Source organism: Microcoleus sp. PH2017_34_RAT_O_A (genome assembly GCF_020737885.1).
GTDB lineage: Bacteria > Cyanobacteriota > Cyanobacteriia > Cyanobacteriales > Microcoleaceae > Microcoleus.
Genome location: NZ_JAEQDD010000060.1, coordinates 16231 through 30024, shown reverse-complemented (window position 1 = coordinate 30024; position 13794 = coordinate 16231). Strand labels below are relative to the sequence as shown.

Genomic DNA, 13794 nt, shown 5'->3' with positions numbered 1-13794 from the left:
ACCCAACCGTTTATCTCGATCGTGGATGACAACGCTACTAACTTGTCTGTGTTTTCTGGTGCTTTGAAAACTGCTGGCTATCAAGAACGAAATACCAAATTTTAGAGTATCCTTTAAAAAAATCAAATTAGTAATCCTAGCAACTTGTAAGCGATCGTGACACTCAAAAAGTTAAATTACATTTTTTCTCAAACTTCCAGGCAAGTTTCCCTGCGAACAGTCTTAATTGTGCCTTTTGTACTGCAAATATTTGCTGCTGTAGGATTGGTTAGCTATCTGTCCTTGCGTAACGGGCAGAAAGCTGTTAATGATGTAGCGGCTCAACTGCGAAGCGAAGTTAGCGATCGAGTCAAAATGTATCTGGACAATTATCTAGAGAAACCTTTTCTGATTAACAGGCTGAATGCAGATGCGATTGCTCGCAGGGAATTGAGTTTCGATTTGAAGAAACAGAATCCAAAAGCCGATCGATTACTTTGGCAACAAATGCAGTTTTTTGATTATGTAAGCTGGATTTCTTTGTGTTCGGCGCAAGGAGATTTATTTGGAATTGAGCGGAGGGCTAAAGATAATTCACTGCAATTTTATATGAGTAACAGTAATACAGGCTTTTACCCTTATTTTTCCAAAATAGATGCTCGGGGAAATCGCACGGAAAATCTAGAAAAAAGTACCACAAAATTTAATCCTTATATCCGACCTTGGTTCATTAATGACGAACGGAAAAGAAAGCAGGCTTGGAGTGAAATTTATCCTGAATTTATTAGCCTCCAACCGCAGATAACTGCTATATCGCCTGTTTATAATGATAGCAGAAAAATTCAATATTTTATTGGTACTACTTTTTCGTTAAAAGCTATTAGTCAATTTCTAAATAATCTCAAAATCGGTCGGTCAGGGCAGGTTTTTATTATCGAAAAATCTGGATTTTTAGTAGCAAGTTCAACCAAACAGCAGCTATTTACATTAGAAAATCAAAAGGATGCAAAACCCCAACGCCTTAAAGCATTAGACAGTAAGGATAAGTTAATTAGCGCAACTGCTCAAAGTTTAACCAAAAAATTTGACAATTTGAGTAATATAAAACAGGAACAACAACTAGAATTCACCATCTCTGGTCAGCTACAATTTATTCAAGTTATGCCCTTCCAAGATGATTTTGGACTTGATTGGTTAGTAATTGTAGTAGTTCCAGAAGCAGATTTCATGGAGCAAATTAACTCCAATACTCAGACAACTATACTGTTGTGCATGGCAGCATTAATAGTAGCAACTGGGGTCTGTTTTGTCACTGCTCGATGGGTGACACAACCAATTCGCCGCCTCAATCAAGCATCTAAAGCTATTGCCCGAGGAGATTTAAGTCAGGCTGTAGATTTAGATCGCGCTGATGAATTAGGAGAATTAGCTATCTCATTCAATCAGATGGCAGGACAACTCAAAACCTCTTTCAATGAACTCGAACACCGAGTAGAAGAAAGAACAGCAGAATTAGTAATAGCTAAAGAAAAAGCCGACGTAGCCAATCAGGCAAAAAGCACATTTATTGCCAACATGAGCCACGAATTGCGCTCTCCCCTCAACGCCATTCTAGGCTTTTCTCAAATCATGACTCGCTCTCAAACTCTGCCTCCCGAACATCAAGAAAGTGTCGGCATCATCTCTCGCAGTGGCGAACACCTGCTCACCCTAATTAACAACGTCCTCGATCTGTCTAAAATCGAAGCAGGCAAAACCACTCTCAACCAAAAAAACTTCGACTTGCATCGGCTACTTGAGGACATACACGATATGTTTGAAATGAAGGCAGAAGAGAAAGGTTTGCAGTTACTCATGGAATCAGCACCCCATCTACCTCGCTACGTCCGTACCGATGACGTGAAATTGCGTCAAGTGCTGATTAACATCATTAACAACGCCATCAAATTTACTCAAGAAGGAGGTATTTCCGTCAGAGTAACCGTTAAAGAAACTGCCGACAAAACCCACACCATACATTTTGAAATCGAAGATTCAGGAGCCGGGATTGGGCCTGAAGAAATTGGGAATTTGTTTGAAGCTTTCACGCAAACAGAAACCGGAAAACAAGCTCAAGAAGGTACGGGTTTGGGCTTGCCTATCAGCAGCCAATTCGTGCGTCTCATGGGGGGAGATATTACAGTAAAAAGTGTAGTAGAACAAGGCACGAATTTCCTGTTTGATATTCAACTTACTGAGGTAGAAGCCAGCGATATTGTCGCCCAGCAACCGACTCGGCGCATCATAGCTCTAGAGCCAAATCAACCGCGATATCGGATTCTGATTGTGGACGACAAACCGACAAACCGTCAGTTATTAATTAAACTGCTATCTCCCTTGGGATTTGAACTTCAGGAAGCCTGTAACGGACAAGAAGCAGTGGCTATTTGGCAGGAGTGGGAGCCACATTTAATTTGGATGGATATGCGGATGCCTGTGATCGATGGTTACACGGCGACTAAAACAATTAAATCTTACACTAAAGGTCAAGCAACGGCAATTATTGCTTTAACTGCTAGCGTATTAGAAGAAGAGAGAGCCGTGGTACTAGCGGCGGGTTGCGATGATTTCTTGAGAAAACCGTTTCGAGAGCAAGAAATATTTATTGCCATGAATAAGCAGATAGGAGTGAAATATGTTTATGAAGATTTAAGTCATGAAAATGAGAAAATAAAAACTCCCAAAGTAATTTTAAATGTAGAGACGCTGGCAGAAATTCCCAGGGATATATTAGCTCAACTACAAGAGGCAGTGATGTTTTCAGATGAGGAGTTGATGGCTGAGTTGGTGCAACAAATAGCTAATCGCGATCGGTTTTTAGCTGAGGAACTCGGGAAGAGTTTGCATAACTTTGAATATGAGAAGATTTTGAACTTAATTGCGGCTGCTATATCCTAAAAGGAGTAAAATATGAACGAGAGTAAAGGTCAAATTTTTATTATTGATGATACACCCGCCAATTTACATCTGCTTGTCAATCTTCTCAAGGAAAAGGGCTACCTGACGCGAGCATTTCCCAGCGGCAAGTTAGCTTTAGCAGTTATTGAACAATCATCTCCTAGTTTGATTTTGCTGGATATTCAAATGCCACAAATGGATGGCTACGAAGTTTGTCAACATCTCAAAGCTAACGAATCAACTGCCGATATTCCGGTGATTTTCATCAGTGCTTTGGATGAAATGATGGATAAGGTGAAAGCTTTTAGTGTAGGTGGAGTGGACTACATCACGAAACCATTTCAAGCAGAGGAAGTTTTAGCTCGGATTTCTACTCATTTAGAACTCAGTCGCTTACAAAAACTATTGAAACAGGAAAATTCTCTACAAGCTCAACAACTAGCCGAACAGAATCGCCAACTCCAGTCGATGAATCAGGCATTAGAGCAAGCTAATCAAGAATTGAAACAACAATACGATCGACTTCACTCTGCTCAATTACAATTGGTACAAAGCGAAAAAATGTCAGCTTTGGGTAACTTGGTGGCTGGGGTTGCCCACGAAATTAACAATCCGGTTGGCTTTATTAGCGGCAACATTCAACACGCTTTAGACTACATCAAAGATTTGTTTGGCTTGCTCGATTTAGTCAAGCAAGAATCTGGTAGTTTCAGCGAGGCAATTCAAGAAGAAATAGCAGCGATCGATCTTGAATACATCCGCGAAGATTTACCGAAGTTAATTGATTCAATGCGAGAAGGAGCGCACCGGATTAAAGACATTAGCACGAGCTTGCGGACATTTTCTCGTGCCGATAGCGAGCTCCCCATTCCTTTCAACCTTCATGAAGGTATTGATAGCACTATTTTAATTTTAAAACATCGCCTCAAAGCGTCGGAAAATCGCCCGGAAATAGCAGTTGTTAAAAAATACGGTAAAATTCCTATGGTAGAATGCTATGCCGGACAGTTAAACCAGGTATTTATGAATATTTTGGCAAATGCGATCGAGGCTCTGGATGAATCAAATTTCGGACGCAGTTATGCCGATATTCAACTGGCTCCCAATCGAATTGTCATTACTACCTCTTTAGAAGATAAGAGCGTCAAAATTACGATCGCCGATAACGGCAAGGGAATGTCGTCCGAGGTAAAAAATCGCATCTTCGACCACCTGTTTACCACTAAGGGAGTGGGTAAAGGGACGGGGTTGGGATTGGCGATCGCCCGTCAAATCGTGGTCGAGACCCACGGCGGTACAATTGAGGTGAATTCCTATCTGGGAAAGGGGACTGAATTTGCGATCGTGTTACCTGTTAGCCAAGAAAGTCATTAGTCATTGGTCATTGGTCAGAAGTGCGATCGTCCCCCCCGAGCGAACATTCGTCATTCTTGACGATCGCGATTTTAAGCTCTTCTGCTTTGCGATTGGACTTTAAGTGCGAACGATCGAACCTATTTGCCACCACTCCAGACACTGGCAAAATTTCCGGCACTCCTGCGCCAGATTGCCAAAATCTCAACTATGCTAACGTAGGCGAGCAGCAATCCCTTGTCACGAAGGCGATTGACATACTTTAAACAATTTATTTTATTGAGGAGCGGTGTATCCCCTATGGCAAACCTGATCGGCATGGACAGCAACGACTTTATTCTAGGTACTCCGCAGGGCGATCGAATTCGCGGCTTAGATGGCGATGACACACTGCTGGGCGCGAATGGAGATGATACCGTAGAGGGCGACGCAGGCAAGGATCAGCTTCTCGGAGGCGATGGAGCAGATTCGCTGCTTGGGGGTGAAGGAAATGACGAGCTCATTGGCAACCAAGGCCGCGATTTTCTTTCCGGTGGCAATGGGGACGACTCGGTTCGCGGCGGTTTGGGTAACGATACTCTCGATGGCAACGACGGGTTAGACAGCTTGTTGGGAGATGCAGGGGACGACTTGGTTCGTGGTAACGGAGGCAATGATGTGATTGCCGGGGGTACTGGCAACGATACCCTCAGAGGGAATGACGGCGACGATTCCGTGTTCGGAAATAGTGATGATGACTATCTCTACGGGGATTTTGGGAACGATTCTCTCAACGGCGGTAGCGGGCGAGATCAACTGTTTGGCCTTGATGGCAACGACTATTTGGCCGGCAGTGACGGTGACGATACTTTGTATGGCAATGCTGGCAGAGATTCGCTCTTGGGAGAATCCGGCAACGACCAACTATTCGGCGGCAAGGCTGACGATACACTTTCTGGTGGCAGCGGTTTGGATACCATTCGCGGCGATCAAGGTGACGACTGCCTCATGGGAGATGAAGGTAATGATTTCCTATTTGGTGGCAAAGGTAATGATGTTCTCGACGGCGGTTTTGGCGATGATTCTTTGGCCGGAGGTCTGGGCGACGATACAATTTTGGGTAGTTTTGGCAATGACAATTTATTTGGGGCAGAGGGTAATGATTCTCTGGTTGGAGGTGAGGGTTCCGATACTCTAACTGGCGGTAGCGGCAGTGATATTTTTGGATTGGGAGCCGGCCCGGGAAGTTTGGTTTTAATTACTGATTACAATGAGGCTGAGGATTTCTTTGGGCTGCCGAGCAGTTTATCTTTCAGTCAATTGCAAGTTCGCCAAGGTAATGGTGCCAATCTCAGAGATACGGTAATTACGATCGACGGGAAGCTGTTAGCAATTTTGGTCAACACTCCGTCGGCGCTGATCGATGCCACTGATTTTATCAGTGTGAGTGGGACGTTTTCCCCCAGGCCGACGACTACGACGACTACGACTACGACTACTACGACTACTACGGGAACGGAAACGACTCCAACGCCGACGATTACGACTCCAACTCCGACGATTACGACTCCAACTCCGACGATTACGACTCCAACTCCGACGACTACGACTCCAACTCCGACGACTCCAACTCCGACGACTACGACTCCAACTCCGACGACTACGACTCCAACTCCGACGACTACGACTCCAACTCCGACGACTACGACTCCAACTCCGACGGTTTCGAGGATTCCGACTGCGCCGACTGTTACCGTACCTGATTCAATGGTGTCTATTAAGTCGATCGCCCCGACGCCTACTCCAGGACTTTTGCCGATGCCCGGCCAGATGCCGGTATTTCCTGCGATGCTGCCGAGTCCGATACCCGTACCTCCTACACCTTTCGGGTTCTAGGTGCAACAGCGCCCTTCTGTGATGAGTTTTGAGTTAATGTCAACGTCACAAACTCAAAACTCATCACTATTTAAGGTCTTCCTCAGTCCCGGCCGAGTCATTTTCAGACTTGGCCGGATCATCTTCTAGTGGAGATAATTGTTGGGCGTACCCCAAGATCGATCGAAGTTTCATACGCTGGATGTAAGGCCAGCCGCCATTGGCTTCAATATTCCTGAGCAGTTTGTAAACTGCTTGGCGGTTGTCGGGAAAAGATGCTTGGAACAAACCGTCCCGAATTTCCTGGTGCGAAGCTTCCAGGGCCCGCAGCAGGGTCAAAAGCAGCACACTGTCTCCCTGACAACTTTCGGCTAAAGTCCGAATCGCCTCTGTCAGCGATTGCAGTTGAGACTGCAACTTTTCTGACTCTAAATTTTTGCCGTTGTCCATACCGCTGCTTCCTTTGAAATCTACAAGGCGTTTGTCCCCAGCCTTTTGGTGAGCCGACTAATCGAGCTAGTGGCGATCGCCATTCGGGGCCAATAAGCAACGTAACTTAAGTGGGTTGACGATCGCAAGATTTATTTCCAATCCAAGTCAGGAAAAGAGCACAACCCGTCGTACCATGTGTATTGGGCTGCGATCCGAACATGATTGAGAAATCATAAGTTCTTGCTTATTTTCACCGCACTAGCTCGATTTTTTGAGTGAAAGCCAGTGTCGGTGAAGCAAGCGATCTGGATCTAAATGCTGCTATGGCGCTGGCCTAGCCTGCCGGCGGGCAATTATATTTTGCTCGAACTAGGGCTTTTTCTTAATATAATCCGATGTTGGATATTGAGGTTGGAAATGAAATATCGTGCTTTAATTGTTGCACTTTTAGCATTTTGCATGAGTGCGCTGGTTGCTTGTTCTTCTGCTCCTACTGATACGACGGTGGCGACTACCGAGTTGCTCACCTACGACGAGATTAGAGGTACAGGATTGGCCAATAACTGCCCTAGCTTGGCAGAAACTTCTCGGGGATCGATCCCCATTGAAGCGGGTGGCACCTATAAACTGGCTGGTATGTGTTTGCAGCCCACAACTTACTTTGTGAAGGAAGAAGCAGCCAACAAACGCCAAGAGGCAGAATTTGTGCCTGGTAAATTGTTGACACGGTTCACGTCGAGCATTGACCAAGTTCAAGGTACGCTCAAGGTTGGTAATGACGGTACTCTGACTTTTACAGAAGAGGACGGCTTGGACTTTCAAGCAATTACAGTTCAGTTACCGGGTGGAGAGCAAGTACCTTTCTTGTTCACCATTAAAGAGTTAGTGGCTACTTCCGATCCGGGAGTCGTTGCGCTCAATACTTCTACCGATTTTCAAGGGGAATTTAACGTTCCTTCTTACCGCAGCGCAGGCTTTTTAGATCCTAAAGGTCGCGGTGTATCGACGGGCTACGACAATGCTGTCGCGTTGCCGGCTACTGACAATTCCAAGCTGAAACGCTCTAATGTTAAGTTAGCTGACACCCGTACCAAGGCTGGCAAAATTTCTCTCCAAATTGCTAAGGTCAACAGCGCTACTGGCGAAATTGGGGGGATTTTTGAAAGCGTGCAGCCTTCTGATACTGATTTGGGAGCTAGACCTGCTCTGGACGTGAAAATTCGTGGTTTGTTTTACGCTCGGATTGAGCCTTCTGTTTCGTAAAATTGTCTTTCTGGATCGATCCTCTGCGAGGGCTTCGCCAACGAACTTGAGCAGTTTTTTGTCCTAAAGCTACTGCTCGCCTTTCATTAGTCAACAGTCTTTAGAAAGATAACTGAAGACTGTTGACTAATGACTAAATCTATGCTTAAAGTGTTATTGAGTTGCCAGTTATTAAATTAGGATTTTTGATTAATTGAAGTATTGCGTTTAAACAAATTTGCCACTACAATATGGTGTGAAAAATAAACATCATTCAATTGACAGTTGACAGTTGACAGTTGACAGTTGACAGTTGACAGTTTAAGAGCGACCTCTACCTAGAAGTAAGAGGATTGGAGTAATGAATAGTCTGATTTTAATTTCTCCCGATTAGGCGGGCGGGCTTTCAACCAATTCTTTCTGGTAAAATACGGATTTTGCTGAACACTTCTGGGATGACCCCGACCAAAAACGGAAGCCCTGACGATCGCTTAAAGTCGATCGCCAAATTTTAGACCCAAATAGAAGCTCCTAAATTAATCTGTGGAGTAAATTTAAAATCTAAAATTTAAAATTGACTAATTCCCTCAAATCCATGCACAGTCCCAAATTTTGACTGGTGTGTCTGCTGTCACAGATATATAAGTGCTAGGATTACACCACAGCAAGATTAATTTTTTTAGACTAGATTAAAAACTAGGTCTAAAGCAACATCAGTCCCCTGCTCTACCAACCTTTATGCAACCATGTCTACCACAATCCCCAACGAGCTAAAAAGCGAAAATTTGCAATTGTTGCGCGAGTACCAACATTCTGGCTCGAATGAAGTCCGCAATCAGTTAGTTCAACTGAATATTGGACTGGTGCGAAAAGAAGTTTACCACTGGATCAATCAGTGCGGTGAAAGCTACGATGATTTGCAGCAAGTTGGGTGTATTGGGTTGATTAGGGCGATCGAGCGATTTGATATCTCGAAGGGACACGCTTTTAGTTCCTTTGCAATTCCCTACATTCGCGGCGAAATTCAACACTACTTGCGGGACAAAAGCCCTTCTGTGCGAGTTCCCCGCCACTGGTTGGCCCTGGAACGCAAGTCTGTCGCAGCGATCAAGGATTTGCAGGTACAGTTCAACCGCAAACCTACGGATGCTGAAGTAGCAGCAGTGCTTGAGGTTTCTGTGGCAGAATGGCAAGAAATTAAGTTAGCGCATCTCAACCGATCGCCTTTAAGTTTAGACGCACCAGTGCAAGATGAAGATGAGGGCGCGACTTGTCTGGGAGAATTGGTACCCGATAGCAAATATCGGAGTTTTCAGTTGGCGCAAGAGGATCAAATTCGCGTACAGCAAGCTTTGGCGATGTTGGAACAACGGACTCGGGAGATATTGGAGTTTGTTTTTCTGTACGATTTGACGCAGAAGGAAACGGCCGAACGCTTGGGTATCAGCGCGGTGACTGTTTCTCGGCGAGTCAAGAAGGGACTGGATTTGCTAAAGGAAATTATGACCAAACAGCTTTAGACAGTTGACAGTTGACAGTTGACAGTTGACAGTTGAGAGGAAAGCAGTTACTACTAATGACTACTGACTAATGATAAGGTTCGCGAGCGGGGACGCTCGCACTAATGACTGCTGACAACCGCCAACAGCCAACTGACTACTGCCAACTAACAAATGACAACTGACTAATTTTTAGATGCTTCGGACAAATTTATCGAGCCTTTCTACAGCTTTTTTAATTGTGCCTAAATCGGTGGCATAAGACAAGCGAATGTGGTCGTCTGCACCAAACGCAATCCCTGGAATAACTGCTACTTGATGCTGTTCTAAGAAAGCATCACAAAATTGCAGAGAAGTCATTCCAGTTTTGCTGATATTGACAAACATATAGAAAGCGCCGTCTGGTTTGATGCAGCTAATTCCAGGGATCGCCTCAAGCAATTCAAATATTACTTCACGCCGATCGGCAAAAGCGAGACGCATTTTTTCCACAGACTCTTGGCTGCTTTCCAAAGCTGCGATCGCGCCGTACTGTGCAAAAGTACACACGTTTGAGGTACTGTGTCCTTGAATGGTGCTGGTGGCTTTAATTAATTCGATCGGCCCGGCCAAATAGCCAATCCGCCAGCCTGTCATTGAGTAACCTTTTGCAAAACCGCTGCTAATGATGGTGCGATCGAAGATTTCTTTGCCCAGGGAACCGATGCTGACGTGTTTGGCGCCGTCATATATAATTTTTTCGTAAATCTCGTCAGAAACGACTAAAATATCTCGATCGACTATCACCTGGGCCAGCGCTTTAATTTCCGCTGGAGTGTACACCATTCCCGTCGGGTTAGAAGGCGTATTCAGCACGAATAACTTGGTTTTGGGAGTAATCGCTGCACTCAGTTGTTCCGGTGTAATTTTATATCCTGTAGAAGCATCTGTCCGTACAATTACGGGCTTACCGCTGGCGAGTTTGACCATTTCTGGATAGCTGAGCCAGTAGGGAGCCGGAATAATTACTTCATCTCCAGGCTCGATCAGAGCCATCATCAGATTGTAGAGGGAGTGCTTGCCGCCGTTGGTGACAATGATATTTTCCGGTTGATAGTGGAGATTGTTGTCGTTGCGGAGTTTGCGGGCGATCGCAGCTTTCAACTGCGCTTCCCCAGCCACCGGGCCGTACTTAGTCTTCCCCGCATCCAAAGCTTGCTTTGCCGCCGCTTTAATGTGTTCGGGGGTATCAAAGTCGGGTTCTCCGGTGCTCAAACTACATACATCAATCCCTTCGGCCCTCATAGCTTTTGCCTTAGCTGCGATCGCCAAGGTTATGGAAGGAGGAACCTCACCCACTCGTGCTGCCAACTTGATCATTGGATTTTAGATATTATATTTTTGACTTTAGATCATAGGTTGACAAATCTTGATATTCAACCCTGTCGTTAGGAAATTATGACATTTGTTTACATATAGTGAATCTAAAATCTAAAATCTAAAATTTAAAATCGATTGACGTTATGATTGTAGCATTTTTGATGCCTCGTTACCCTCAACGCCGATCTGCAAGCTTATGGATCTCAAATCTCTGATTCGCGACATTCCTGATTTCCCCAAGCCGGGAATTATGTTTCGAGACATTACAACTTTGCTCTGCAACCCGCAAGGACTGAGCTACACTATTGACAGTTTAGCTGAAAAATGCTCTGAAATGTCTGCTGACTATGTGGTGGGCATGGAATCGCGGGGCTTTATCTTTGGCACGCCTTTGGCTTATAAAATGGGAGTGGGCTTTATTCCTGTCCGCAAACCGGGAAAACTGCCTGGAGAAGTTCTTTTTGCTGAGTACGAGTTGGAGTACGGTGTCGATCGACTGGAAATGCACCGAGATGCGATGAAATCCGGCAGCCGGGTGCTGGTTGTGGACGATTTGATCGCCACTGGCGGAACAGCGGCCGCGACGGCTAATTTGTTGCAGCAAGCGGGCTGCGAGCTTGTCGGTTTTGCTTTTGTGATTGAATTGCTGGCTTTGGGCGGGAGGCAGAAATTGCCGGATGTGCCGATCGTCTCGCTAGTCGAATATTAGTCAGTAGTCAGTTGACAGTTGACAGTTGACAGTTGTCAGTTGTCAGTTGTCAATTGTCAATTGTCCGATCAATTGACCGTAATAAAAGAGGTTTGTAGTGAGGACTTTAGTCCGCATTCTTAAACCCGCAAGCCACGACTTCTGTCATTACTGCAAACATATAGGGATCGTATGAGCTGCGATCGATGCTTCACAAACAATTAATCAATCAAAAATCCCAAATTCTCAATCTAAAATCTAAAATCTAAAATCTAAAATCTAAAATGGTATGACTTCTATTAAATCTAATCGAAACTGGCGAATGTTGAATTCTTTATTTGGCAGCGAGACATTTACTTATGTTGTCAAACGACTGTTGCAGGCACTTTTAACCCTATTCTTAGCATCGGCTCTGTGTTTTGCAATTATTGAGCTCGCACCAGGAAATTACTTAGATACTTTGAGTCAAAATCCGAAGATTTCGCCGGAAACACTCAAGCAACTCGAACAGCAATTCGGCTTAGATAAACCAGCGATTGTGCAGTATGGGCTGTGGCTGAAACAAATTCTGACACAGGGGAATTTTGGCACGAGCTTTGTGTATCAGCGATCCGTAGCGTCGCTGCTGTGGGAAAGAGTACCGGCGACGTTGTTGATGGCGATCGCATCTTTGATTGTAACTTGGGCGATCGCACTGCCTTTGGGAATTGTCGCGGCCGTTAATCAGAATAAAACTGTCGATCGCATTTTGCAAGTAGTCAGCTACACAGGCCAGGGTTTTCCCAGCTTTATCACAGCTTTGCTGCTGCTATTTTTTGCTCAGAATACTTCACCTCTTTTCCCAGTCGGAGGAATGACGAGCATCGATCATGCAGACTTACCTTGGTGGGGACAAATCCTCGATTATTGCTGGCACTTAATTTTGCCAACAGTCGCCCTCAGCGTCACAGGTTTTGCTGGTTTACAAAGATTGATGCGCGGACAATTGTTAGACGTGCTGCGTCAAGATTATATCCGCACAGCACGAGCTAAAGGTTTGCCGGACAATCGAGTAATTTACATTCACGCTCTGCGGAATGCGATTAATCCTTTAGTTACGCTGTTGGGTTTTGAGTTTGCTAGTTTGTTGAGCGGTGCGTTTATCGCTGAATTTTTCTTTAATTGGCCTGGTTTGGGTAAGCTGACTTTGGAAGCGGTGAACAATCAAGACTTGTATTTGGTAATGGCGAGTTTGATGATGGGCGCTACGATGTTGATTGTTGGTAATTTGTTCGCAGATTTGTTGCTGAAGGCTGTCGATCCGAGGATTAAATTGGAAGATTTGAAGTGATAGAATCATATTTGACTATAAATTTGATTCTCGTTAAATTCTGTTGTGACACAATCATTTTCAAATAATGTTCCTAGCCCTCGCTTTTCCAATCAGTCCCCCGCGACGCTAAATGATGAACTTCGATCGGCAGATGAGTTAGGCATCAGACCCATTAAAGTGGGGGAAGCAGGATTTGACGATATAATTAATGAAGGGACTGTCAAATGGGCAGTGACAACAAACCCAGAACTCCTTGTAATTCCGAAATTTTTAGATGTTAACAATGAAATTTACCATACGGTTATAACTCGCGGTCAGCCTGTTTTGGCTGCGGGAGAAGCCGAGATAGTCGGCAGCAACGGTTTATATATTTTGCTAACAATCAGCAATCACAGCGGGCATTTTAGACCCAATTCAGAGAGCTTAGAAGTAGGAATTACAGCCTTTAGGCAGCAAGGAGTTGATATAAGTAATGCTGATATCGAATATTTGGAGTAGATAAATTATGACTCAATCTCCTACGACAATATCCCTCGATCGCATTCTCGAACAAAATGCCGAATCTGTACTGATTTGGGTGAAAAACATATTTTCAGGTCAAACCACCCAACCACAAGGGTTTAACTGGCTATTATTAGCCGATGTTTCCTCCGCTAAGGCTCGAAAAGGTGAAAATGGTTCTGGTTTGTGCGATCGCAAATGGGCAGAAGTCGCGATCGCAATTTACGATCTTCTAGCCGATGATGCCGATCGCAAAAAACCAGGTAGTGGCGAGTCTTTTACGATTTCCTCAATGATGTTGCGGGCTGCGGCGATCGAAAAACAGGAAGTAATTTCCGATGATTCTGTTCTCGATGTTAACTTAATTTTAGAATGGTTTTGGGATAACATCAAAGAGTCGCAGGAAGATGTCGAAAAAAAGGTTGCTAATTGGAAAACGCTACCTATTGCAGAAATTCGCGAGTTAAGAAAACTTAAAAATCGATTGAAAGTTATTGCAGCACTTTCTGAGAGTGATAAATATGTTTTAGATGAAAAACTCAACACTTGGCTTTTCCTGCGCGATAAATTACCATAAAAGTGCGATCGCACCATCACCGAACAACTTCTCATTGCACCAGCCATAATACGAACAGTTA

At 44.5% G+C, this 13794-nt stretch carries 12 protein-coding genes; 9 read left to right on the top strand and 3 right to left on the bottom strand.

Translation table 11 applies throughout. From position 1 onward, the window contains the following. The first annotated feature begins 156 nt into the window (after window positions 1-156). Window positions 157-2916, top strand: coding sequence for a hybrid sensor histidine kinase/response regulator (locus tag JGK11_RS20060; protein ID WP_293179747.1), 2760 nt, complete (start codon window positions 157-159; stop codon window positions 2914-2916). 12 nt (window positions 2917-2928) lie between these two features. Then, complete coding sequence (locus tag JGK11_RS20055) at window positions 2929-4290, top strand: response regulator (protein WP_293179750.1); 1362 nt, start codon at window positions 2929-2931, stop codon at window positions 4288-4290. Window positions 4291-4297: 7 nt separating this feature from the next. Here JGK11_RS20055 and JGK11_RS20050 read toward each other — a convergent pair whose 3' ends face one another. Beyond that, on the bottom strand, window positions 4298-4477 hold the full coding sequence (locus JGK11_RS20050; RefSeq protein WP_293212585.1) for a hypothetical protein: 180 nt from the start codon (window positions 4475-4477) through the stop codon (window positions 4298-4300). A 92-nt stretch (window positions 4478-4569) separates the two neighbouring features. On the opposite strand from JGK11_RS20050, the gene JGK11_RS20045 reads away from it, so the two are divergent. Beyond that, the gene (locus JGK11_RS20045; protein WP_293212583.1) at window positions 4570-6144 is read left to right on the top strand and encodes a calcium-binding protein; all 1575 of its coding nucleotides are present in this window, start codon (window positions 4570-4572) and stop codon (window positions 6142-6144) included. A gap of 66 nt (window positions 6145-6210) precedes the next feature. On the opposite strand, the gene JGK11_RS20040 is transcribed toward JGK11_RS20045, so the two are convergent. Continuing rightward, window positions 6211-6573, bottom strand: a complete 363-nt coding sequence (locus JGK11_RS20040; protein ID WP_293179759.1) for a hypothetical protein — start codon at window positions 6571-6573, stop codon at window positions 6211-6213. Between the two features lie 399 nt (window positions 6574-6972). Between JGK11_RS20040 and JGK11_RS20035 the strand changes: the two genes are divergently transcribed. Further along, window positions 6973-7818, top strand: coding sequence for a photosystem II manganese-stabilizing polypeptide (locus JGK11_RS20035; protein WP_293179762.1), 846 nt, complete (start codon window positions 6973-6975; stop codon window positions 7816-7818). Window positions 7819-8543: 725 nt separating this feature from the next. Continuing rightward, on the top strand, window positions 8544-9317 hold the full coding sequence (locus JGK11_RS20030; RefSeq protein ID WP_293179764.1) for an RNA polymerase sigma factor SigF: 774 nt from the start codon (window positions 8544-8546) through the stop codon (window positions 9315-9317). Window positions 9318-9488: 171 nt separating this feature from the next. Here JGK11_RS20030 and JGK11_RS20025 read toward each other — a convergent pair whose 3' ends face one another. After that, window positions 9489-10655, bottom strand: coding sequence for a pyridoxal phosphate-dependent aminotransferase (locus JGK11_RS20025; RefSeq protein ID WP_293179767.1), 1167 nt, complete (start codon window positions 10653-10655; stop codon window positions 9489-9491). A 196-nt stretch (window positions 10656-10851) separates the two neighbouring features. Here JGK11_RS20025 and JGK11_RS20020 point away from each other — a divergent pair, with 196 nt between their 5' ends. From JGK11_RS20020 to JGK11_RS20005, 4 genes are all read left to right on the top strand, one after another. Then, window positions 10852-11364 carry an adenine phosphoribosyltransferase gene (locus JGK11_RS20020; protein ID WP_293212581.1) on the top strand — a complete coding sequence of 171 codons (513 nt, stop codon included), beginning with the start codon at window positions 10852-10854 and terminating at the stop codon, window positions 11362-11364. 268 nt (window positions 11365-11632) lie between these two features. After that, window positions 11633-12673, top strand: coding sequence for an ABC transporter permease (locus tag JGK11_RS20015; RefSeq protein ID WP_293147311.1), 1041 nt, complete (start codon window positions 11633-11635; stop codon window positions 12671-12673). Window positions 12674-12718: 45 nt separating this feature from the next. Beyond that, the gene (locus JGK11_RS20010; RefSeq protein WP_293179773.1) at window positions 12719-13153 is read left to right on the top strand and encodes a hypothetical protein; all 435 of its coding nucleotides are present in this window, start codon (window positions 12719-12721) and stop codon (window positions 13151-13153) included. Window positions 13154-13160: 7 nt separating this feature from the next. After that, window positions 13161-13733 carry a hypothetical protein gene (locus JGK11_RS20005; RefSeq protein ID WP_293179776.1) on the top strand — a complete coding sequence of 191 codons (573 nt, stop codon included), beginning with the start codon at window positions 13161-13163 and terminating at the stop codon, window positions 13731-13733. Window positions 13734-13794: the final 61 nt, after the last annotated feature.

Excerpts from the sequence above, each read along its gene's own strand:
- JGK11_RS20045 (WP_293212583.1), top strand. The coding sequence starts at position 4,570 with ATGGCAAACCTGATCGGCATGGACAGCAACGACTTTATTCTAGGTACT.
- JGK11_RS20035 (WP_293179762.1), top strand. The coding sequence starts at position 6,973 with ATGAAATATCGTGCTTTAATTGTTGCACTTTTAGCATTTTGCATGAGT.
- JGK11_RS20005 (WP_293179776.1), top strand. The coding sequence starts at position 13,161 with ATGACTCAATCTCCTACGACAATATCCCTCGATCGCATTCTCGAACAA.
- JGK11_RS20040 (WP_293179759.1), bottom strand. The coding sequence starts at position 6,573 with ATGGACAACGGCAAAAATTTAGAGTCAGAAAAGTTGCAGTCTCAACTG.
- JGK11_RS20020 (WP_293212581.1), top strand. The coding sequence starts at position 10,852 with ATGGATCTCAAATCTCTGATTCGCGACATTCCTGATTTCCCCAAGCCG.
- JGK11_RS20030 (WP_293179764.1), top strand. The coding sequence starts at position 8,544 with ATGTCTACCACAATCCCCAACGAGCTAAAAAGCGAAAATTTGCAATTG.
- JGK11_RS20055 (WP_293179750.1), top strand. The coding sequence starts at position 2,929 with ATGAACGAGAGTAAAGGTCAAATTTTTATTATTGATGATACACCCGCC.
- JGK11_RS20025 (WP_293179767.1), bottom strand. The coding sequence starts at position 10,655 with ATGATCAAGTTGGCAGCACGAGTGGGTGAGGTTCCTCCTTCCATAACC.
- JGK11_RS20015 (WP_293147311.1), top strand. The coding sequence starts at position 11,633 with ATGACTTCTATTAAATCTAATCGAAACTGGCGAATGTTGAATTCTTTA.